1 protein-coding gene is annotated in these 1,459 nt (G+C 65.1%); it reads right to left on the reverse strand.

Going from position 1 to position 1,459, the window contains the following annotated elements:
• Positions 1–438 precede the first annotated feature (438 nt).
• Positions 439–1,398 carry a GDP-L-fucose synthase gene (gene fcl / locus AC1D00_RS40830; RefSeq protein ID WP_477014607.1) on the reverse strand — a complete coding sequence of 320 codons (960 nt, stop codon included), beginning with the start codon at positions 1,396–1,398 and terminating at the stop codon, positions 439–441.
• Positions 1,399–1,459 lie beyond the last annotated feature (61 nt).

Below are 1,459 nucleotides of genomic sequence, written 5' to 3' on the forward strand. Positions count from 1 at the left end.
GGGACGCTGACATGGACCTCATGGCCCTGGCGCAGCGCCAGCGAGGCGGCCGCCACCGCCGATTCGAATGCCGATTCCTTGGTGGCATATCTGCCGTTGATGTTGCCGTCGTGCAGCACGCCCCATTCGTCCTTGACCGGTACGATCGCATATTGAGCAAGGCCCATCGTCAATCTCCCTGGCATTGAAAAAACATCTCCAGCCGGCAAACCTATCGCTGCGTGAGCTGCGGATGCGCCGCGCTCACCCGCCACACCGTGTTGCCGGTGTCGTCGCCGACGGGCAGCGTACCTGACTTGTCGAGGCGACGCCKACGGGACGGCCGCGCGCCTCGTTGATTTGCGCGGTGCTGCGCACGCGCAGGCCTGGCTGCACGGTCGGCCTCGTGTGGCTTTTCGCCCTGCCCGACCGGCCAACTCGTGCTTGCGGCGAAGGTTCCTACTCTTGCTCTGTCACGGGCGCTACGGCCTGATACGCCGCATAGGCGCGCTTCAAGCCATCGTGAAGCGAGGTCGTCGCGCGCCAGCCGAGTTTCGTGAGGCGGCTGACATCGAGCAGCTTGCGCGGCGTGCCGTCGGGCCGCGAGGTGTCGAAGGAGATCTCGCCGCGGTAGCCGACGACCTCGGCAACGACGCGCGCGAATTCGGCGATGGTGATGTCCTCGCCGCTGCCGATGTTGATCAGCTCGGCAGCCGAATAGGTCTTCATCAGGTGCACGCAGGCATCCGCCATGTCGTCGACATAGAGGAATTCGCGCCGCGGCGTGCCGGTGCCCCACACGACGACGCTTCCGGCGCCCGCAACCTTGGCCTCGTGGAAGCGGCGGATCAGCGCGGCGACGACGTGGCTCATTTCAGGATGATAATTGTCGCCGGGGCCGTAGAGATTGGTCGGCATCACGTTGATGAAGTCGCATCCATATTGGCTGCGATAGGCCTCCGCCATCTTGATGCCGGCGATCTTGGCGATCGCATAGGGCTCGTTGGTCGGCTCCAGCGGGCCTGACAGTACCGAGTCCTCGCGCAGCGGCTGCGGCGCCAGTTTCGGATAGATGCAGGAGGAGCCGAGGAACATCAGCTTCTCGGCGCCGTTTTGATGCGCGGCGTGGATCACGTTGGCCGCGATCGCGATGTTGTCGTAGATGAACTCTGCGCGCAGCGTGTCGTTGGCAACGATGCCGCCGACCTTGGCCGCGGCGAGGAACACGACCTGCGGCCGCGCCTTTGCGAACCAGTCGAACACGGCGGCCTGGTTGCAGAGATCGACCTCGCGACGGTCCACCGTGACGAGCTTGACATCCTCGTGTGCGAGCCGGCGCACCAGCGCGCTGCCGACCATGCCGCGATGGCCGGCGACGTAGACGCTCTTGCCCTTCAGCTCAAACAGAGCGTTTGCCATGGGCAGCGTCCCGCTTCGCCTCGGCCAGATCGTTTGCCATCATCTCCTCGACGAGCTGGGC

The sequence above is a fragment of the Bradyrhizobium sp. P2_E8 genome (assembly GCF_056403875.1).